Origin of the sequence: Psychrobacter sanguinis, from assembly GCF_020736705.1 — a bacterium.
Classification (GTDB): Bacteria; Pseudomonadota; Gammaproteobacteria; order Pseudomonadales; family Moraxellaceae; genus Psychrobacter; species Psychrobacter sanguinis.
In genome coordinates, this window is the sequence record NZ_CP085990.1 from 1861923 (window position 1) to 1881244 (window position 19322).

At 41.7% G+C, this 19322-nt stretch carries 17 protein-coding genes and 2 tRNA genes; 14 read left to right on the forward strand and 5 right to left on the reverse strand.

All coding sequences use genetic code 11. From position 1 onward, the window contains the following. Positions 1-103 precede the first annotated feature (103 nt). The 5 genes from LK453_RS07925 to LK453_RS07945 all read left to right on the forward strand — a co-directional run bounded on the left by LK453_RS07925 (position 104) and on the right by LK453_RS07945 (position 4039). Positions 104-1393 (forward strand): adenylosuccinate synthase, encoded by a 1290-nt coding sequence (locus tag LK453_RS07925; protein WP_201529811.1) that lies wholly within the window; start codon positions 104-106, stop codon positions 1391-1393. Between the two features lie 200 nt (positions 1394-1593). Next, positions 1594-2082: a MaoC family dehydratase gene (locus LK453_RS07930; protein ID WP_227674403.1), complete on the forward strand. Its 489-nt coding sequence runs from the start codon at positions 1594-1596 to the stop codon at positions 2080-2082. Between the two features lie 2 nt (positions 2083-2084). Beyond that, positions 2085-3242 carry an IS630 transposase-related protein gene (locus LK453_RS07935; protein ID WP_201541766.1) on the forward strand — a complete coding sequence of 386 codons (1158 nt, stop codon included), beginning with the start codon at positions 2085-2087 and terminating at the stop codon, positions 3240-3242. Positions 3243-3255: 13 nt separating this feature from the next. Then, complete coding sequence (locus LK453_RS07940) at positions 3256-3771, forward strand: IS630 family transposase (RefSeq protein ID WP_227674408.1); 516 nt, start codon at positions 3256-3258, stop codon at positions 3769-3771. 4 nt (positions 3772-3775) lie between these two features. Then, positions 3776-4039: an MBL fold metallo-hydrolase gene (locus tag LK453_RS07945; protein WP_320157809.1), complete on the forward strand. Its 264-nt coding sequence runs from the start codon at positions 3776-3778 to the stop codon at positions 4037-4039. Here LK453_RS07945 and LK453_RS07950 read toward each other — a convergent pair. Next, positions 4036-4923 (reverse strand): ATP-binding protein, encoded by an 888-nt coding sequence (locus LK453_RS07950; protein ID WP_201537649.1) that lies wholly within the window; start codon positions 4921-4923, stop codon positions 4036-4038. The two genes, LK453_RS07945 and LK453_RS07950, sit on opposite strands and share 4 nt — an antisense overlap. Positions 4924-5114: 191 nt before the next feature. Here LK453_RS07950 and LK453_RS07955 point away from each other — a divergent pair, with 191 nt between their 5' ends. Next, positions 5115-6239, forward strand: coding sequence for a protein kinase domain-containing protein (locus LK453_RS07955; RefSeq protein ID WP_201537651.1), 1125 nt, complete (start codon positions 5115-5117; stop codon positions 6237-6239). Positions 6240-6328: 89 nt separating this feature from the next. Next, positions 6329-6523 carry a hypothetical protein gene (locus LK453_RS07960; protein WP_007395458.1) on the forward strand — a complete coding sequence of 65 codons (195 nt, stop codon included), beginning with the start codon at positions 6329-6331 and terminating at the stop codon, positions 6521-6523. 198 nt (positions 6524-6721) lie between these two features. Here LK453_RS07960 and LK453_RS07965 read toward each other — a convergent pair. The 4 genes from LK453_RS07965 to LK453_RS07980 all read right to left on the reverse strand — a co-directional run bounded on the left by LK453_RS07965 (position 6722) and on the right by LK453_RS07980 (position 10514). Then, positions 6722-6806 (reverse strand) — tRNA-Leu (locus tag LK453_RS07965). A 181-nt stretch (positions 6807-6987) separates the two neighbouring features. Beyond that, positions 6988-7072: transfer RNA gene (locus tag LK453_RS07970), tRNA-Leu, on the reverse strand. 251 nt (positions 7073-7323) lie between these two features. Next, positions 7324-9162 (reverse strand): sigma 54-interacting transcriptional regulator, encoded by a 1839-nt coding sequence (locus LK453_RS07975; protein ID WP_201537653.1) that lies wholly within the window; start codon positions 9160-9162, stop codon positions 7324-7326. Positions 9163-9215: 53 nt separating this feature from the next. Then, the gene (locus LK453_RS07980) at positions 9216-10514 is read right to left on the reverse strand and encodes a two-component system sensor histidine kinase NtrB (protein ID WP_201537655.1); all 1299 of its coding nucleotides are present in this window, start codon (positions 10512-10514) and stop codon (positions 9216-9218) included. 599 nt (positions 10515-11113) lie between these two features. Here LK453_RS07980 and rimO point away from each other — a divergent pair. The 7 genes from rimO (at position 11114) to rseP (ending at position 19046) form a co-directional block, all read left to right on the forward strand. Then, entirely contained in the window at positions 11114-12649 is a 1536-nt protein-coding gene (gene rimO, locus LK453_RS07985) for a 30S ribosomal protein S12 methylthiotransferase RimO (protein ID WP_227674404.1), read from the forward strand. A gap of 301 nt (positions 12650-12950) precedes the next feature. Then, complete coding sequence (gene pyrH, locus LK453_RS07990) at positions 12951-13676, forward strand: UMP kinase (protein ID WP_201537657.1); 726 nt, start codon at positions 12951-12953, stop codon at positions 13674-13676. A 160-nt stretch (positions 13677-13836) separates the two neighbouring features. After that, positions 13837-14391: a ribosome recycling factor gene (frr, locus tag LK453_RS07995; RefSeq protein ID WP_007395453.1), complete on the forward strand. Its 555-nt coding sequence runs from the start codon at positions 13837-13839 to the stop codon at positions 14389-14391. Between the two features lie 183 nt (positions 14392-14574). Continuing rightward, positions 14575-15345: a polyprenyl diphosphate synthase gene (uppS, locus tag LK453_RS08000; RefSeq protein WP_201537659.1), complete on the forward strand. Its 771-nt coding sequence runs from the start codon at positions 14575-14577 to the stop codon at positions 15343-15345. Between the two features lie 63 nt (positions 15346-15408). After that, positions 15409-16221 carry a phosphatidate cytidylyltransferase gene (locus LK453_RS08005; protein ID WP_201537661.1) on the forward strand — a complete coding sequence of 271 codons (813 nt, stop codon included), beginning with the start codon at positions 15409-15411 and terminating at the stop codon, positions 16219-16221. 120 nt (positions 16222-16341) lie between these two features. Further along, a complete protein-coding gene (gene ispC / locus LK453_RS08010; RefSeq protein ID WP_201529829.1) occupies positions 16342-17577 on the forward strand; it encodes a 1-deoxy-D-xylulose-5-phosphate reductoisomerase in 1236 nt (411 codons plus the stop codon). Continuing rightward, positions 17577-19046: an RIP metalloprotease RseP gene (rseP, locus tag LK453_RS08015; protein ID WP_201537687.1), complete on the forward strand. Its 1470-nt coding sequence runs from the start codon at positions 17577-17579 to the stop codon at positions 19044-19046. The genes ispC and rseP overlap by 1 nt, the downstream gene beginning before the upstream one ends. The last annotated feature ends 276 nt before the right edge of the window (positions 19047-19322 follow it).

The window sequence follows — 19322 nt, forward strand, 5'->3', positions numbered from 1 at the left end:
TGTTTTATACGAAGGTATACGTTGATTTTAAGGCTCAAAATAACTGCGCCACAATGACGCAATTTAATTTTTACAGTTCAATACGAGTGGTTAAGGATTTGTTATGGGAAAGAATGTTGTAGTACTTGGTAGCCAATGGGGCGATGAAGGTAAAGGCAAGATTGTTGACTTGCTAACCGAAAAAGCTTCTGCAGTAGCACGCTTCCAAGGCGGTCACAATGCGGGTCATACGTTAGTAGTAGATGGTAAAAAAACCGTTCTACACTTAATTCCATCAGGTATCTTACGTGATGACGTTACCTGCTTTATCGGTAACGGTGTGGTGTTGTCACCAGAAGCATTATTAATCGAGATGAAAGAGCTTGAAGATAATAATGTTCCCGTTCGTGAGCGTTTAAGAATCTCACCAAACTGTCCGTTAATTCTTCCTTACCATATTGCATTAGACCAAGCGCGTGAAGCAAAACGTGGTACAGGCAAAATTGGTACCACTGGTCGTGGTATTGGCCCAGCTTATGAAGACAAAGTGGCACGTCGTGCTATTAAGCTTGCTGATCTATTCCGCAATGACTTAGAAGAAAAACTGCGTAACTTAATTGAATATCATAACTTCCAGTTAACTCAGTACTATAAAGTTGACGCCATCGACTTTGATGAAACCTATGCTTTATGCCAAGAGTGGCGTGATGAGTTGAAAGGTCTGGTATGTGATGTGACTGAAGAGCTAAACCAATTACGTCTTGCTGGCAAAAACTTAATGTTTGAAGGCGCTCAAGGCACTCTACTAGATATCGACCATGGTACTTATCCTTTCGTTACTAGCTCAAGCGTAACGGCTGGTGGTGTATCAACAGGTACTGGTATTGGCCCATTATACTTAGACTATGTACTAGGTATCACTAAGGCTTATACCACTCGTGTCGGTAGTGGCCCTTTCCCAACTGAATTATTTGATGATGTGGGTGCTCACCTAGCTAAAGTAGGTCATGAATTTGGCGCAACTACCGGTCGTGCCCGTCGTTGTGGTTGGTTTGATGCTGAAGCACTTCGCCGTGCCGTGGTATTAAACTCATTATCAGGTATCTGCTTAACCAAACTTGACGTATTAGATGGCTTAGATGAAATCCGTATTGGGGTAGGCTATGAGCTACCTGAGACAGAATTTGCTGGTGCTCATGATGGCGAGTTCTATGAGTCAGTAACGCCTAAGTATGAGACTTTACCAGGTTGGAAAGGCTCAACAGTGGGTATTACTAGCTATGATGACCTACCTGAAGAAGCCAAGGCTTACATCAAGCGTATCGAGCAGTTAATCGATTGCCCGGTAGATATCATTTCTACAGGTCCTGATCGTGATGAGACTATCGTATTACGTGATCCGTATGATGCATAATCTGTCTAAGCGCATTCGTTAAACGAAGACGGATAGATTATAAAGAGCCCTATGTTATGAAAATAACGTAGGGTTCTTTGTTATATTAAATTGGAAAAAATAAGCCATTTTGCAGTGACTATAACCAATAAAAAGCAAATTAGAAGCAAGCAATAAGCAATAGAGCTTTTAGAATAAATATCAGAATGATAGGTTTAGAGATGCAGCAATTATATTTAGAAGACATAAATGTCGGTGACAAATGGACAAGCCGTACCGAGACAATAAGCCTAGAAAAAATTAAAGAATTTGCGGCAAGTTATGACCCACAGCCTTATCATATGGATGAAACAAGGGCCAAGGAGACCTTTTTCGGTCAATTGGTAGCGAGTGGTTGGCAAACCGCCGGTATTACCATGCGCTTAATGGTAGAGTCTATTCCGATGGCAAGCGGATTAATAGGAGCCAGCGCGCAGCTCAAGTGGCCTAAGCCGACCTATCCTAATGACACATTGCATATTGAGGCCGAAGTCATCGAGGTTAAAGAATCGGAGTCTAAGCCGGACCGCGGTATAGTAACCGTGGAAGTTAAAACCTTTAACCAGGATAATGAAGTGGTACAGTTGTTTATCTGCAACATGCTGACGCTGAGTCGTTCTTCTGGAATACCGCCACTAAATAATGAACGTTTATTAGGCAGCCAAAAATAACCATGTTACATCTTACCTTTTTGGGCACATCAGCTGGCGTACCAACCAAGAAGCGCAATGTCACAGCGTTGGCCATCGAGTGCCTAAACCCTTTTGGTTCTACGGGCAACTCACCGAGTAAGAAAAACAAGCCTTGGGTTTTGGTTGATTGCGGGGAGGCGACCCAACATCAGCTGTTAGAGACCAATATTAGCAGCCATCAGTTGGCTGTGATTTGTATTACCCATGTGCATGGGGATCATTGTTATGGTTTGCCAGGGCTTCTCGCTAGCATGGCCATGTCAGGGCGTAAAGAGTCGTTAACCATTATTGCACCTCAAGCTATCAAGCAGTTTATAGAGGCAGTTAAGGCAACTACTGAGCTGTATTTTCCCTTTGAAATTGAATTTATCACCATTGAAAGCTTATTTGAGTCCACAGAGCCAACACCGTTACATACCGTATCTGTGCCGTTATCGCCCACACATCATCTCGATATTGAGGTTATTAAGCTGTCGCATCGCGTAGAGTCTTACGGCTTTAAAATCACTCAAACTGTGCAGACCATAAAGCTAGATACTGAAAAGCTTAAAGCGGATGGTATTGAGCCTACTGCCGTATGGGGGCGGCTACAGGCAGGGGAGGATGTGACTCTATCAAATGGCAGCCAACTGAAATCAATGGATTATACGCAGCGAGTGTCTCAGGTGCTCAATATTATTGTCGCGGGTGATAATGATAGCCCGCAGCTGCTTAATGAAGCGGCTAAAGGAGCGGATTTATTGGTGCATGAAGCGACCTATACTCAGGCAGTTGCTGATAAAATTATAGTAAAATCACATAAAAAGTACTACACTATAAAAATGGCATACTCACAAGATTATAGACAATTAGCATTACAGAAACTTGAAGAAGGCTACTCCATTAGAGAGACAGCCGAATACTTCGAGATAAGTACACGTACACTCCAAAATTGGAAGAAGTCACTTGAAAGAAAAAGACGTGTTTTCAAGCCTTTGAAAATAGACACTGAGCTTCTTTTAAAAGACATTGAAGACTATCCAGATGCCTACCAATATGAGAGGGCCCAACGTCTTAAATGTAGTACATCGGGTATATGTACTGCTTTAAAACGCTTAGGCATCACTCAAAAAAAAGACACTAAATCATCCGAAAGCTGATAAACAGAAGCGTATTGAATTTCTCGAACAACTCAAGCAGTTTGAAGCGACAGCGAGGCCAATTATTTATATAGACGAAAGTGGTTTTAAGTCTCATGATTACAGACCTTATGGCTACGCTAAAAAAGGGGAAAAGTGTTTTGGTGAGTACAACTGGCAGTTAAAGAATAAAACAAATGCTATTGGCGCTATTCACGATAATGAGCTATTCGCTGTTGGCTTATATGATTGTAGTATTAACAGTGATATTTTCCATAGTTGGGTTGAACAGTTATTACTCGTAGAGATACCAAGTAATAGCGTTATAGTGATGGATAATGCTACTTTTCATAAAAGACAAGAAACTAAAGAGCTTATTGAAGATGCTGGGCATACAATATTGTGGTTGCCACCTTACAGTCCTGATCTGAATCCCATCGAAAAAGCATGGGCTTGGGTTAAACAAAAACGTAAAGAATGGCAACTTGATTGTGTCGATACTTTGTTTTTTTATCTCCTTTGGATTTGTGGTGGTTTTACTATGAATTGACTATATGTCAAGAGAAGATGCCTTTGATCCGATGCACACCACAGCCAAGCGTATTGCGAGCTTTGCACAATCCGCCAAATTAAATAACTTAATACTGACTCATTTTAGTGCCCGTTATCAGCCTTATGATGATCCTGAATCGACTACACCGAATATGGCTGATATTCGTCTAGAAGCCGAGCAGTATTATCAAGGGAATCTATGGCTGGCTCGAGACTTTATGCACTTTGAGGTGAGCCATAAAGCGGTAAGGCAGTTACCCAACTAGCTATCTTGGTTTAATAAATGCTGACCCATCCAGTGTCTGGCAAATTGATAAGCCACACGACCTGAGCGGCCACCACGACTTGAAGACCAAAGTAAGGCCTCATGACGTACCTTATCTGTCCATTCAACACCTTCAGCTTGTAGATAATGGCCAACTATATTCAAATAAGTCTCTTGGTTCATAGGATAGAACGACAGCCAAAGCCCAAAACGATCTGATAATGACACCGTTTCATCAATGGTTTCATAAGGGTTCACCTCATCGGTCTGACCATCATAGATACTGACGTTGTCTTTCATCAGTTGAGGTAATAAATGACGACGGTTACTGGTCGCATAGACCAAAATCTTATCTTGTTCTGAATCCAACGCCCCATCTAATACACTTTTTAGGGTGCGGTAGTTCTCATCTTGGCCATTAAATGCCAAGTCATCACAATAGACGATATAGCGACAAGAAGTGTCTTCAGGCAACTCGTTAATGGCATCTCTAATTTTATCCAGCATTTGTAGATCGTCGCGTGATACCTCAATCATGCGTAGACCCTGGTCCTTAAATTCATTTAATAACGCACGTACGATAGAGGATTTACCAGCACCTCGAGTGCCTGTCATTAACACATGGTTGGCAGGGTAACCGGCTAAAAACTGCTTGGTATTTTGTACTATTTTTTGTTTTTGAGTATCAATACCGATGAGGTCATCTAGTGCCAATGAGGAGCTAACCTTAATCGGCTCAAGTCTGCCTTTGATACCACCTACCCAGCGATAGGCCAGTTGATTGGGATCAATATGCAGAGCAGGGATGATGTTTTGTTTCAAAAACTCAGCCAATAAGTGGCTCAATGTGTCATCGAGAGTGATGCTATTTACAGAATTTGCCATGCTGACTAAGCCCTATACCAGTATGATTATGAATGAAAAGAACAGGATAGCTAAAAATAGTGCCAGTAAAGCCGTTGTAATGCAAGCCACACTTTATGGTACATGCTTGTTAACCCAATCCTCTAATAGCGAACGAATTAGCTTATATTAAAGCTAGAACGATTTAATCCACTATTCTTAGAAGTCAAACTATGCCTTACATTAACGACAGCCAGCGACAAATCCTTATTCAGGCGGTTAATAACCAGCTTACTAAGCAGGACTATCAAATTGTTAAGTTCATTCGGCTAAGTCAGGACTGGCAACCCGTTGGCATAACTGAGTTAACTGAATTAAGCTATCAGGATCAAACAGGCTATCAAGGACTGACTCAGGCTAGGTGTGAACAAAAAGACTATATGGTGAAGTGGCAATTATTACCTATTAAAAGTAAATGTACATCACCCTTAGAGTCTGAAATTGCCAATGTTAGACAGCTAAAGCAACAGGTTACAAATTGGCCGAGCCGTTTATTAAGCTATCAGTTTTTGACATCATCTACGCTTTTAATAAAGTCTCATCAGTGGCGATTTGACGGCTTAGTGATGCCGTTTTTTGAGCTGGGCAGTTTGAAGTGCTATCTGGCAGACACTACGTTGTCGGCTCAAATTAAGCTACAGCTGGCCATTCAGATGGCTGAATCTATTCAGCAGTTACATGACGCTGGCTGGATCCATGGCGACATTAAGCCCAGTAATTTTTTAGTATCAGAAATGCATCGAGTAAACAGTCAGCTTAATGCTAAAAGTAGGGTGGTTGATAACGATAGTACAGAGCCAGTTATTTTTTTGAATGACTTAGCTTATGCCCAGCAGATAGGTTTAACCACTCAATTTGGTAAAATAAGTCAGCTTAATAAAAGTACAAACATTAAAGATACAAACATGGCTAAAATTAGTGGCACACCTGCCTATCTAGCCCCTGAATGTTGGCATGGACAACCGATAAGTATTCAAAGCGACTTATATGCGTTTGGGATAAGTTTATTTGAGCTTTTTGCGGAACAAAAACCTTATTCGTTGGCAAGGGGCGCGGGAGTCTATCAGAGCAGTGAGGAAAATAGTAAGACCGCTATTATTGAAAAAACGTCTATTGAACAAACGTCAGCAAAAGCTTGGGCTAGATTACATTGTCAAAAAGAGATACCCTTATTGCCATATCAATGGGAAAGGTTGCAGCCTATAATCGATAAGCTGTTGGCAAAACGTATAGAGAATCGCTATCAAAGTATTGATGAGATTATCGATGTACTACAAGTACTTAAAAACCCTGTGTAATATCTACTATACTAACAACTGTATAGCTCAAATTTCTAAATGAATTTTCTGTTAAATCAATTTTGACACAACTATTAAAGGTCATAACTATGTTTCTTGTTATCCAAAACGATACCATCAATTTAAGTGATATTAGTAGAATATCTAGAGAGAGTGCAAAAATTAAGGTTTACTTTATAAGTGAAAACCCTGTCGCGGAATATGATTTTGATACTGAAAGTGATGCCACTGAGGTTGAGTACAAGATATTCAAAAATTTAGAAGAGAAAAGACTAATCGTATAAACGAAATGACCTTATAGATTAGGCTAGCTTAGCTTAAATCACGATAACTTAGGTCACGCTATAAGCTGAACCTATAAAAAGGAAGTATGAGTTCAGCTTTAGTAAGGATTAAGCCGTTAATATACCAATGTAACAGACAATAAAAAACCCGCTATAAGCGGGTTTTAATATTTGTTGAGAGTAACTAACCGGATAAAATGGTGGGGCTGGAGAGACTCGAACTCTCACACCTCTCGGCGCCAGAACCTAAATCTGGTGCGTCTACCAATTCCGCCACAGCCCCATTTAAACATTCCGCATCTATTAGATGCTTACTGGGTTAGTGCTTCTCAGTGGTTGGATATTATATAGAAAATACTGAACTTCGCAAGTCCTTTTTTTAGGGTCATCAAAGCTCAGACAATAAAAAACCTGCTACTAAGCAGGTTTTAATATTTGATATGAGAGTAACTAACCGGATAAAATGGTGGGGCTGGAGAGACTCGAACTCTCACACCTCTCGGCGCCAGAACCTAAATCTGGTGCGTCTACCAATTCCGCCACAGCCCCATTTTAAACATTTAGCATTTGTTAGATGCTTACTGGGTTAGTGCTTCTCAGTGGTTGGTTATTATATAGAATTTAAATCAGTTCGCAAGTCTTTTTTGTGATTTTTTTTGCTTTTTTATGAATAATAAGCAAAATAGACCACCATTTACGACAAAAACTTAACTCGGTGCTGTAAACAGCCTGAATAGAGTAGGTGGCTTAAGGCGATAATAGTAACAGTGTTTACTCTCTATTCAACTCGGCTTAACTCTTTACTCATTGTCCTCACCAATACCCAGTAGTTTTATTTTACGGGTCAAAGTGTTACGTCCCCAACCCAGCAGGTCGGCAGCTTCCCCTTTGCGGCCCCGAGTGTGCTCTAATGCCACTGTAATTAACACTGTTTCGAATTCTGGTGTGGCCAACTGCAAAATGTCTGTTTTACCCTGATTCAAAGCGGTGGTGGCCCAAGTTTGCAATTGATTTTGCCAACTGCTTTGTTGGGCAATAGTATGATCATTGGTAGCTGAGACTTGAGAAGCTGAGTTTGCAGCAGACGTAAAGCTGGCGACATTGCCAGTGTTAAAGTTAGGCTCAGTATTAAACTTAGGGTCAGTACTAAAATTGTGCTGAGATACAGTATCTACTCGATCAGTGCTTTGAGTTTGAACTGGTTCCGGAACTATTCTTTCAGTAGTAGAGAAGGCAGGGTGTGACTCAGAAGTAGTCAAACTCAGCGTATTATTGATATCATTGCTATTATCAATGTTGTGGTCATTGGCATCTTTGATGGCAAAGTAATTCTGTGCAAATTCGGTTAGATCAGGCGGTAAATCTTCGATTCCTAATACTTCGCCAGTTGCCATAACGGTAATCCAGCGGCAGGCATTTTCTAATTGACGCACGTTACCCGGCCAGTTAAAGGCTTGCATGACATGTAGTGCATCGGGGGACAGCTGCTTTTTATCAGTTTTCATCTCAGTAGCTGCTTTGCTCATAAAGAACTCAATAAGCTCAGGAATATCATCTGGACGGGCACGCAGTGGGGGCAGTGGTAGTCGAATAACGTTTAAGCGATAGAATAAATCTTCACGAAACTTTCCTTCTTTGACCAGTTGCTCTAGGTTTTGATGGGTGGCAGCAATGATGCGTACATCCACTTTAATAGGCTTCTGTCCGCCCACCCGGAAAAACTCGCCATTGGCTAATACACGTAAAAGACGAGTCTGAGTACTAAAAGGCATATCACCGATTTCATCTAAAAATAACGTACCGCCATCCGCCTGCTCAAAACGACCCTGACGTTGAGTGGTAGCCCCAGTAAACGCCCCTTTTTCATGGCCAAACAGCTCAGATTCTATCAGTTCGTGTGGAATAGCGGCCATGTTTAAAGCAATAAAAGGCTTTTTTTGACGGGGAGAGTTTTGATGTAAAGCTCCGGCCACAAGCTCTTTACCCGTGCCAGACTCGCCAGTAATCAATACCGTAATTGGTGAGGAGGCAAGTCGCCCTATAGCACGAAACACAGTTTGCATTGCAGGGGATTGGCCAATAATGGGACTGGATTGCACCCCTTCTGGTTTGGCAGCTTTTGCGGGAGCTTTTTTTATGGCTTTGGTAGAAGCAGAGCCAGTAGTATTTGCTTCAGTAGTTGTTGACTCATCGACTACAGGCGCAGAGACATTAGCTATTGAGTCGAGTGTTGAGGCTTTAGGATTGGTACTAATGGCTTTTTTGACAACTGTGATGGCGTGATCGAGATCGAAGGGCTTAGGTAAATATTCAAAAGCCCCTGTATCATAGCTGTCCACTGCAGACTTTAAGTCTGAGTGTGCGGTCATAATAATAACCGGTAAGTCTGGAAAGTTTTTGTTCATCCATTGACTAAAAGACAGCCCATCCATCATTGGCATACGGATGTCGGTTAAAATAACATCGGGCAGACTGGCTTGATTTTGATGGTCATTCAATATGTCGTTTAGCTTTGCCCAAGCGCCTTTTGCATTACTAAAAGCTTGTACTTCAAGTCCAGCATCATTAAAAGTATCTTCTAAGATTAATCTTAAGGCAGGATCATCGTCGATTAGCCACAGGCTGTGTTTAATTGTCATGCTATGTATTCCATTTTTTATGAATGTGGTCCAGTTATAGAAGGTGTTTATTTTTAAAAGGAAATTTTTGGCTTTAGGTCACGACTATTATTGGATTGAAGACTGCTTATTTGTAAAGGTAGATAGACATTAAACTGGGTGTCTCCAGACTGGGAGCTGACTTCAATACTGCCTTCATGCCGATGGACAATTTCCTGAACTAATGCCAAGCCTAGACCGGTACCATTGGCTCTGCCTGTGACTAACGGGAAGAAAATACGCTCAATTAAATCATCAGAAATACCGGCTCCATTGTCTTGGATACTCACTCTAATGACTTGGCGGTGGTGTCGCGGGCCAATAGTGTATTGATGTTCAATTCGAGTGATAATCGTTAGTTGAGGTTGGTATTCGGCATCCAATAATGTTGTATCCTGTTCGGATAAAGCTTCACAGGCATTGTTCACCAGGTTTAAAAACACCTGAATAAGTTGGTTTTTGTCCGCTGTAAGCTCCGGCAGCGACAAATCATAATCTCTTTTAATAGTCACCTGTGGGTACTGAGTTTGGGTAAGCAGTAACACATGCTCTAACGGCTCATGAATATTAATGGTTTGCCATTCGGGAAGCTGATTTGATCCCAAAAGCTGCTCAATAAGTTTGGTCAGGCGGTCGGTTTCGCTAATAACAATACCGGCATAGGTGGTGAGCTTTTTGGCATCGACCAACACCGTATCTTCGCTATCCAAACTTTCTTCAGGCGTGTGCTGGGTTTGCTTAATTAACAACTGAGCGGCGCCGCGAATACCTGCCAAGGGATTTTTGACTTCATGTGCAACTGAGCGCAGCATTTCACGAGATACGTCATGTTGCTCTTGTAGCCGCTGTTCTTTATCTAACCGGCTTTGACGGTCTCCTTGCCATATCTCAATCATATAGCAAGACTGCCCATGTTGATTCATAGGCGTGACACTGTAATGAACATATAAAGGATGAGAGACGCCTCTGATATGGCGACTGTATTCAATAAAAGGCTGTAGATAAGCTTTGGCATTATGAAATTGGGTTTCTAGTTTGTCTCTAGCTGCCTCCAAATTCGCCTGACTGTCTGACTCTGATATCTCGTTCTCAGATTTATAGAGCGCTTTAGAAGTCGTGTCTTGTTTTTGACTGCTGCTATCTTTTGGGGATTTGGTGTCGATTATGGTTGGCAATAAGACATCTAAAATATTTAGACCGATTAAACGAGACTTGCTCACCGACAGCAGTTGCTCAGTCTGGTTATTTACCCATTGGATGGTCAAATCCTCTGCGACACAGATGACTCCGGTATACAGATTTTGTAATATAGATAGGGCATTTAACGGCTTCATATAAGGTCTTTTTATAATGTGAGACGGATAAAACAAAAACTGACTATGTTAATAATAAATAAGAGTCTATAACCCTAGGCTTTATTCATACTTATAAAATTAGTAAAGGAACGAATAACCAAGCTTGTAATAGCTATGGTAATAAGGATGCAAGATTAGTACCAAGCCGAGAGCAGCTCACAATGGGCTTATTATGGTTTCAAGGTCACTGCGTCTTCTTATTAACCGATTTCAACTCGCTTTAGAATGTTCAAAATTAGTGCATAAGGAACTTGTATTGATACATTTTAGTGCATCCAAGAAGCATAAACTGGTTTTTTTAGGAATAAGTATGACGGAATAGGGGAAATAGGAATATTTTTGCCATAAAATAAGGATCGAGAACTGTTTAAAACGAGTCCTATTAACCAATATTGTGCAAATATTGAGGAGCAAAAGTACTTAATACTGAAATGAAAAATACATGAATAACGCATTGGTGCTAGTATAGCGGTGCTAAAATTCGTACAATGCACATCAAAATTCTAGTGTTTAAACACTGCCTCTCAAATCATTCAATCTATCCTCTTTCAATTCACTATTCTTAAAAGTATTTGTCTATGCCAAGCAAAAATCCAGCGGACTCCGTTTCTATTTATGTGCCAGGTGCTTCAGCCACCTCAGACACAACTTCTCAAGGTGCTTATCACCACAAAGCCAACCACAATCAAAATCGCAGTGTCGAGCAAAGTGGACAGCAAGCCAATCAGCCAGTGACAGGCTCTTCTGTTGCCCCAAAAGTGGGTTTCGTCTCGTTAGGCTGTCCTAAAGCACTGGTAGATAGTGAGCGTATCATTACTGAATTAACCCGTGATGGTTATCGTGTGGCCTCAGATTATGAGGGTGCAGATTTGGTAGTGGTAAATACTTGCGGCTTTATTGAGTCCGCGGTACAAGAGTCTTTAGATGCTATCGGTGAAGCCATAAGCCAAAACGGCAAAGTGATTGTGACCGGGTGTTTGGGTAAAGATGCCGAGAAAATCCGTGATATGCATCCTGCTGTCCTCGCAGTAACGGGGGCGCATGCTTATGATGAAGTCATTACCGCAGTCTCAAAACATGCGCCAATGCCACAAGCAATTAAAGATAAAAAAGCTTATGACCCCAAGATTGATTTAATTGACTTAGCGGGCGTGAAGTTGACCCCAAGTCATTATGCCTACCTAAAAATATCAGAAGGCTGTAACCATCGTTGTACCTTCTGCATCATTCCAAGCTTACGCGGTGATTTGGTCTCTCGTCCCATTGATGAGGTGATGAATGAAGCTATGGCGCTAAAGAAAGCTGGGGTTAAAGAGCTGTTAATTATTTCTCAGGATACTTCCGCTTATGGCCTAGATTTAAAGTATAAGACCACTTTCTGGAATGGTATGCCGCTCAAATCAAAGTTCTTTGATTTATGTGAGGCACTGGCCAAAGTAGGTATTTGGGTACGTCTACATTATGTGTATCCTTATCCACATGTCGATAAAGTGGTTGAGCTTATGGCGAAGCCAGGCGATCGTGGTGGTTTATTGCCATATTTAGATATCCCGCTACAACATGCTAGCCCAAGTGTCTTAAAAGCCATGAAGCGTCCTGCACACAGTGAAAACACGTTGGCGCGTATTCAAAAGTGGCGTGAAATTAACCCTGACATCGTGATTCGTTCAACCTTTGTGGTAGGCTTCCCCGGTGAGACCGAAGAGGATTTTGAATATCTTCTTGAGTGGTTGAAACAAGCTAAGCTTGACCGCGTGGGCTGTTTTACCTATTCAGAAATTGAAGGCGCTGTGGCCAATGACTTGCCTAATCCGGTACCAGAAGAAGTGAAGAAAGAGCGTTATGAGCGATTTATGGCGGTACAACAGCAAATATCTGAGCAGAAGCTACAAGATAAAGTTGGTAAGACCATGACGGTATTGGTCGATGAGATTGACAACGAAGATTATATAGCCATTTGTCGTAGTTACGCCGATGCGCCTGAGATTGACGGCCACGTATATGTCGATGATATTGTGCAAAATGGTCAGGTCGCTTTGAAAGTAGGCGATATGATTACCGTAACCATAGATGAAGCCAGTGAGTATGACTTGTTCGCTTCTTATAGAGGGTAACAATTAAAGGATAGCGGTCAAAAGGTTAGAACTGACGCTGTCTTTTATAGCCTCTCGTAGGATTTTAGCCGGAGCAAGCAGGCAAGGGACGGCCTAAGTATCAAAATAGCGCTATAAGCAGATAGCGTTTTTTGGTAAACTTTACCGAATTTAGCTTTATTTTTACTTAGTTTTTTATTTAGCTATTTGTTTGCTCTTTATTATACCTAATCTGTTGGTCATAATTTATGACTAAACTGATAACCGAAGTAGGTCACTGAAGATTAAATAAATTAGTCCAAACAATATACCAAGGTGTCTTATGTCTGATAAAAATCCGCAGTATTCACGTATTTTACTTAAACTATCTGGGGAAGCTTTGGCTGGTGGTCAAGGTATGGGGATTGACGCTTCTGTACTAGATAAGATGAGCTTAGCGATTGCTCACTTATGTGGCTTAGGCGTGCAAGTAGGTATCGTTGTTGGCGGCGGTAACTTGTATCGTGGCAGTCAGTTACAAAAAGAGGGTTTGGTAGGGCGTGTTACCGGCGATCAAATGGGTATGTTGGCCACAGTCATGAATGGTTTAGCAATGCGTGATGCGCTTGAGCGCCGTAATATCAACACCCGCTTGATGTCTGCATTACCTATTGGTGAAGTGACTGAAAGCTATAGCAGCAGAAATGCCATTCGTTATCTAAAAAACGGAGATGTGTGTATCTTTGTTGCCGGTACAGGTAATCCATTCTTTACCACCGATACAGCTGCTTGTCTACGCGGTATTGAGATTGAAGCCGGTGTTATCCTGAAAGCGACCAAAGTTGATGGTGTGTATGACAAAGACCCAAGTATCCATGATGATGCCAAAAAGTATGATGCTTTAACGTTTGATGAAGTGCTTGAACAAAAACTGGGCGTGATGGATTTAACTGCCATTGCTCTGTGCCGTGAACACAATGTACCACTACAGGTTTTTGATATGAATAAGCCCAACTCATTATTAAACGTTATTATGGGCCAAAATGAAGGCACACGAGTTTTTCATTAATAGCAAAAACAAAATAGCCGCTTTTTGAATCAGATAGTGAGCTTTTAGAATGGATAGACTATTTCTGGAATAACCGTATTAACCATTAATTTCTTAAATTATTCACTGACTAACTAACTTAAACTATTCACAGATTAAATAATATAGTAAGGAAAATATTATGATTAATGACATTAAAAAAGATGGCGAAGCCCGTATGAAGAAGTCACTAGAAGCGTTGGAAAATGCTTTTAGTAAAGTACGTACAGGCCGTGCTCACCCAGGTATGTTATCTGGCGTGATGGTAAACTACTATGGTGCAGATACCCCACTTAACCAAGTGGCTAGTGTCAACGTTGAAGATTCTCGTACCTTATTGGTTCAGCCATTTGAGCGCTCAATGGTACAAGCGGTAGACAAAGCGATTCGTGAAGCAGATCTAGGTCTAAACCCAATGACTGCCGATGTGATTCGCGTACCTATGCCAGCCTTAACCGAAGAAACTCGCCGTGATATGCAAAAGTTGGCCCGTGGTGAAGCTGAAAACAGTCGCGTTTCTGTGCGTAATGTCCGCCGCGATATGCTAAATGACGTGAAAGAATTGGCGAAAGAAAAAGAAATCAGCGAAGATGAAGAGCGTCGTGCCAGCGATGACATCCAGAAGCTAACGGATAAATACATTGCATCTATCGACAGCAAGCTTGAAGCCAAAGAAAAAGAGCTAATGGAAGTTTAAAACTTTCAAGACGCTGTATAAGCAATAAAATAAGTCTAGCCTGTTCATTTGAACCCTAAGTGGGCAGGCTAGGTTGGCTATATAAGGTTTTATTGAGTCTGTATTTAATGGCCTAATCCAAATCGACACTAATTACAGACTAATAAAACCAAAACCCATCACCATGATTAGATAAAGACTATTATGACTGAGTCACACCCTTCAAATGCGTACGATTCTTTGCCTGTTCCTGCGGTTTTACCTAAACATATTGCCATTATTATGGATGGTAACAATCGCTATGCAAAAGCGCATGGTATGGCCAAAGGTCAAGGTCATGTTGCCGGAAAAGAGTCTTTAGATCCTTTGGTTGAATACTGCGTGGCGGTAGGTATTGAAGTATTAACTGTTTTTGCGTTCTCAAGTGAAAACTGGCAGCGTCCTGCTGATGAAGTGGCGTTACTGATGCGACTGCTGTCTGCCACTATTAATGAGCAGCTACCACGCATGCGAAAATATAATATTCGCCTAAGATTTATTGGTGATAGAAGTCAGTTAAGCCTAGAACTACAACAACAAATGGCAGACGCTGAGGCGGATACCGCAGGCTTTACCGCCATGACCCTAGTTATTGCAATCAGTTATGGGGGTCAGTGGGACATAGCCAATGCTGCCCGTCAACTTGCCAAAAAAATTGAGCAAGGTGAAATGACCGCCGAGCAGCTAACCGTAGAGACATTAGGTCAACAAGTACAGTTGGCCGATGTTGCTGATGTGGATATGCTGATTCGTACCGGCGGTGAATATAGAATTTCTAACTTTTTATTATGGCAATCGGCGTATGCTGAGCTGTTTTTCACAGACACGCTATGGCCAGACTTTGCTGCCAAAGAGCTGAATGAGATGATGTTTGAGTTTTCGCGTCGTCAGCGCCGATTTGGTAAAACCAGCGAACAAGTAGAATCAGAAACCTAACGTTTGCCTTAATTGAGCACGTTTCTTAAAATTAAATAAATAACATAAAAGAGGGTGCCTAGTATGTGGATACGCATTAAGACGGCTTTGATTTTGGTCTTGATTGTGGGGATCGCAATGTTTGCTAGTGATACGCCCTATCTTTTCGTTCCTTTATTAGCCACTGGGGTGGTGATTGCCTCTCATGAGTGGACCAAATTGATGCCTAAGTGGCGCACTCCTTCTTTGTTTGTGGCATTGATTTTAGGCATCACCATGCTGACCTTATTGGTTCCTTTCACTTGGCCACTATGGTGGGCGGCTGCGGTTATAATTTGGATTATGGCCCTATCTTGGGTGATTAAATTCCCTACCTCAACCAATTGGTATGGTCAGCGCCTATCTATTATGGGTATGGTCATATTAACTGCAGCCATTAGTGCCATGTTTTTCTTATGGTCACAGTCACCTTGGTGGCTAATGTACGTCTTCTTATTGGTATGGTGTGCAGACAGTGGCGCTTATTTTGTCGGTCGAAAATTTGGCAAACGCAAAATGTCGCCGAATGTGTCTCCTAACAAGAGTATCGAAGGGTTGATTGGTGGCTTAATCACTGGAATGATAGTGGTATTAGGTATTAGCTTATATAAACTTCAGCTTTCAGGTGTTGAATTAGGCCTATTTATTGGCTTGTCGTTAGTGACAATCTTGGCCTCAGTACTTGGCGACTTATTTGAGTCAATGCTAAAGCGCCGTGCCGGTGTTAAAGATTCTGGTACTATTTTACCAGGGCATGGTGGTATTCTTGACCGTATTGACTCTCTGCTATCCGCCACACCGATTTTTGCCTTGGGCTTCTGGTTGCTTCAACATTTTGGCTTATTGGCTGTCTTATAATTTAAATTATTAGTAGTCTTATAAGTGAATTAGCAGTCTGAAATTCAATAAAACGATTATACAAGCCTAATAACCTCACAAGTATTCATATTAAAACTCGCAATGGCTTAAAGGAAAATTATGACCCAACGCATCGCCGTACTCGGCGCCACCGGTTCAATCGGTGACAGCACACTCTCTATATTGGCGGATCATCCAGAACAATATCAAGTCTATGCCCTGTCAGGTCATGGTCGATTGGACAAGTTGTTTGAGCTGTGTCAGCAGTTTAAACCGAGTAGAGTGGCCGTCCCTGAAGATAAGGTGGATGAGTTTGCCGCACGTTTGCAGCAAGCCAATCTGACTTGTGATGTGGTGGGTGGTCAAGCGGGTTTGGATGATATTGCTGCAGATACCGAGGTAGATACCGTTGTAGCGGCCATAGTGGGTGCAGCAGGATTGGCTTCTACTTTAACCGCAGCCAAGGCAGGTAAACGTATATTACTTGCCAACAAAGAAGCCTTAGTCATGGCTGGTAGCCTGATGATGAAGGCGGTTAAAGATAATGGGGCGACCTTACTGCCATTAGATTCAGAACATAATGCTATTTTTCAGTGCTTACCTCCTGAGGTGCAACAACACAACACCCAAATCCATGATGCCAGCTATGGCATTAATAAACTATGGCTAACGGCCTCAGGCGGACCATTTTTATATAAAAGTTTGCAGCAAATGCAGACAGCCAGTGTCAGTGAAGCGGTAAAACACCCTAATTGGTCAATGGGTCAGAAGATATCGGTCGACTCCGCTACGATGATGAACAAAGGTCTGGAGCTTATTGAAGCCTGCCATTTGTTTGATTTAGCTGAGTCGCAAATCAATGTGGTTATCCATCCACAAAGTATCGTCCATTCTATGGTTGAATACTGTGATGGCAGCTTTTTAGCACAAATGGGCAGTCCCGATATGCGTACCCCAATCGCACATGCTTTGGCTTATCCTAAACGTATCACTGCTGGGGTGAAGTCTCTGGATTTGTATCAGCTATCTGCTCTTGAATTTATCAAACCTGATTTGGAAAAGTTCGCGTGTTTAAAGTTAGCAAGAGAGGCGATGCAATCAGGACAAGAGGCAACTATTGCTTTAAATGCTGCCAATGAAATTGCGGTAGAGGCATTTATAAAAGAGCAAGTTTCCTTAACCGACATTGCCTTGATTAATGGCCGAGTATTAGACACTATGCATCAGCGATCTAGTGCCAATCAAAGCGTTGATCGGGATTTTAGAGGTAGTATTAAAACGTTGGATGATATTTTGGCCATTGATAAATTAGCTCGAATTCAAGCTCAAAAAGAGGTAGCGCAATGTCTCAGTTAATGACATTGGCACTATTCTTATTGGCTTTTGCTGCCATTTTAGGACCATTAGTGGCCCTGCATGAATGGGGACACTATATTGTGGCTCGATTATGCGGTGTTAAGGTTCTGACTTACTCTATTGGCTTTGGCCCTAAGCTTGCCAGTTGGACCAGTAAAAAGACAGGTACCAACTATCGTATCTCAGCTTTGCCACTTGGCGGCTACGTCAAAATGCTTGATGAACGTGAAGGAGAAGTGGCGGAAGCAGAAAAGCACTTGGCTTTTAATAATCAGCATCCGTTGAAAAAGATTGCCATCGTCGCTGCCGGTCCAGTAATGAATTTCATCATTGCCATCGCTTTATTTTGGGTATTGTTTTTAGTTCCAAGCGAGCAGTTAAACACCCGTATTGGTTCGATTTTACCAGACACACCAGCCGCCGCTGTCAATCTACCTAAAGGCGATAAAATCGTTGCAGTAGATGGTCATCAAGTACAGACTTGGGAAGAGGTGAATTACCGTTTAGCCGATCGTATGGGAGAGACCGGTACAGTTGCTGTGTCTTTAGAAACAGTTAATCCCAAGGTGCAACAATCCGCGACTGACCCTACAGCCGTCAATGCTACTACAGATTATCGCCAAGCGTCACAAGTTGAGGCGAATAAAGTAGCGGTAACGAATGTTGAAGTGCCCATTGAAAACTTTATGCAGGGTGAACAGTCGGGTAAAGACACCTTAACTAGCTTAGGGGTTATGCCTTGGCAACCGCATATCGAGCCAATAGTGGGGCAGTTAACAGAAGATGGTGCTGCTATACGTCAAGGCATGAAAGTGGGCGATAAAATTATCGCTATCAACAAACAGCCTGTAGATGATTGGTTGGCTGCTACCCGTATTATCAGAGACAATCCTGAAACGCTACTGACTTTTACTGTCCTTAGAAAAGATGAGCAAGGTCAGAGCCGTGAGATTGATTTGCAAATCATGCCTCAAGGTAAAAAAGGCAATGCCGGTCAACATTATGGTCAAATTGGGGCAGGAATTAATCCTATCGAGATTGTAGTACCAGATGACTATAAAACGATGGTATCCTACGACCCTAAGACTGCGATTGGTAAAGCTTTTGCCAAAACAGGTCAATTAGCCTCTATGACCTTAAGCTCTATGGGTAAAATGATCACCGGTAAAGTGGGGTTAGACAATATATCAGGTCCGATTACCATTGCTGTGATTAGTAAACAAAGCTTCGAGATTAGTTGGGAGCAGGTATTGGCCAATGCCGGTATTATTAGCTTGAGCCTTGCCGTTTTAAACTTATTACCTATTCCTGTGTTGGACGGCGGTCATTTACTCTATTACTTGATTGAGCTGATTCGAGGTCGCCCTGTGTCTGAGAGAATGCAGATCATCGGTTTTAATATCGGCTTCTTATTTCTTCTTGGCTTTATGATTTTGGCCATTACAAATGACTTTAGTCGCTATTTTTAAACAAAAATACTGGATTTTATTAATTTTATAGCTTTAAATAGTTGGTTATAACTTAAATTGTTGCTTATAGCCCATTAACATTATGATTGTTTTGCACTAACCTTATATATTAAAGGCAAAGTGAGGTTGTATGTCGAGACAGCACTCGATGTATTTGTAAGACTCGGTTCTTTCTCTTATCTTTGTAAAATAGACATAAGCTCATGACCCCATTATGAAATATAGTGGTTGATAAATTTTTAAACTACCTTACTTTTAGCACGTTCTTTGAATCAC

Coding starts and splice junctions, on each gene's coding strand:
- LK453_RS08005 (WP_201537661.1), top strand. CDS start 15,409: ATGTGGATACGCATTAAGACGGCTTTGATTTTGGTCTTGATTGTGGGG.
- ispC (WP_201529829.1), top strand. CDS start 16,342: ATGACCCAACGCATCGCCGTACTCGGCGCCACCGGTTCAATCGGTGAC.
- rseP (WP_201537687.1), top strand. CDS start 17,577: ATGACATTGGCACTATTCTTATTGGCTTTTGCTGCCATTTTAGGACCA.
- LK453_RS07945 (WP_320157809.1), top strand. CDS start 3,776: ATGTCAAGAGAAGATGCCTTTGATCCGATGCACACCACAGCCAAGCGT.
- LK453_RS07950 (WP_201537649.1), bottom strand. CDS start 4,923: ATGGCAAATTCTGTAAATAGCATCACTCTCGATGACACATTGAGCCAC.
- rimO (WP_227674404.1), top strand. CDS start 11,114: ATGCCAAGCAAAAATCCAGCGGACTCCGTTTCTATTTATGTGCCAGGT.
- LK453_RS07925 (WP_201529811.1), top strand. CDS start 104: ATGGGAAAGAATGTTGTAGTACTTGGTAGCCAATGGGGCGATGAAGGT.
- pyrH (WP_201537657.1), top strand. CDS start 12,951: ATGTCTGATAAAAATCCGCAGTATTCACGTATTTTACTTAAACTATCT.
- LK453_RS07935 (WP_201541766.1), top strand. CDS start 2,085: ATGTTACATCTTACCTTTTTGGGCACATCAGCTGGCGTACCAACCAAG.
- LK453_RS07960 (WP_007395458.1), top strand. CDS start 6,329: ATGTTTCTTGTTATCCAAAACGATACCATCAATTTAAGTGATATTAGT.
- frr (WP_007395453.1), top strand. CDS start 13,837: ATGATTAATGACATTAAAAAAGATGGCGAAGCCCGTATGAAGAAGTCA.
- LK453_RS07930 (WP_227674403.1), top strand. CDS start 1,594: ATGCAGCAATTATATTTAGAAGACATAAATGTCGGTGACAAATGGACA.
- LK453_RS07975 (WP_201537653.1), bottom strand. CDS start 9,162: ATGACAATTAAACACAGCCTGTGGCTAATCGACGATGATCCTGCCTTA.
- uppS (WP_201537659.1), top strand. CDS start 14,575: ATGACTGAGTCACACCCTTCAAATGCGTACGATTCTTTGCCTGTTCCT.
- LK453_RS07980 (WP_201537655.1), bottom strand. CDS start 10,514: ATGAAGCCGTTAAATGCCCTATCTATATTACAAAATCTGTATACCGGA.
- LK453_RS07955 (WP_201537651.1), top strand. CDS start 5,115: ATGCCTTACATTAACGACAGCCAGCGACAAATCCTTATTCAGGCGGTT.